This window comes from Paenibacillus sp. FSL R7-269, assembly GCF_000517865.1.
Lineage (GTDB): Bacteria > Bacillota > Bacilli > Paenibacillales > Paenibacillaceae > Paenibacillus_AQ.
Genome location: NZ_ASPS01000124.1, coordinates 1 through 684, shown reverse-complemented (window position 1 = coordinate 684; position 684 = coordinate 1). Strand labels below are relative to the sequence as shown.

2 protein-coding genes are annotated in these 684 nt (G+C 35.1%); one reads left to right on the top strand and one right to left on the bottom strand.

Annotation, left to right across the window (positions count from 1 at the left end):
- Window positions 1-141: 141 nt before the first annotated feature.
- A complete protein-coding gene (locus C162_RS36755) occupies window positions 142-306 on the top strand; it encodes a hypothetical protein (RefSeq protein ID WP_200869262.1) in 165 nt (54 codons plus the stop codon).
- Here the strand turns inward: C162_RS36755 and C162_RS32215 are convergent.
- A complete protein-coding gene (locus C162_RS32215; RefSeq protein WP_036701927.1) occupies window positions 299-580 on the bottom strand; it encodes a hypothetical protein in 282 nt (93 codons plus the stop codon). The two genes, C162_RS36755 and C162_RS32215, sit on opposite strands and share 8 nt — an antisense overlap.
- Window positions 581-684 lie beyond the last annotated feature (104 nt).

The window sequence follows — 684 nt, the reverse complement described above, 5'->3', positions numbered from 1 at the left end:
AATTACCCTATGAGTTTCAGCCTGAAATCAAGGAAAAACTAATTGAAGCAGCAGCATTACAAGAAATATCAGCGACTCAATTATTAATTCGTATTATTGAAAATAAATACCAAGAAATTATAGGATAGGGGGTAATGGACGATGGCATATGGAAATAAGGTTAAATTTCATTATGACGTACCTGTCTATATAAAAAAGCAATTAGCTACGGCTGCAAAAAAGTTGAATATGACAGCAACCGAACTGTTATCCAAAACCATTGAAGAAGAATATGAACGTGTAATAAAGGAAAACAAGGCTAAATGAACTTAGCCTTTTCAATGAATTGGTGCATTTTATGGATTTGGTCAATAGTAAAACTTTGATAGGAATAATCTGGACCAATATTGTCATACGAAAAGGCATGGAAAATAGAATAGCTTTCCAACGGGTTGTCTTCAATTAGATAAACATACACATTAGGGATTTCTGTTGTTACATCACAACGAAATTGAGAGGTTGGGCTTGCGTCTATGATCCCCATAATATGTTGCTTTACATCTGAGGATACATTGGGCAATTGGTTTTCAAAGACTAACATGAGGGACCCCCTTTTGATTGAATGCCGTTTCTGTACTTAGTCTTCCCATTATACCAAACGTTTGTTCGCATGTTAAGGGCGTAATTTCCACAGGAGTATATTTT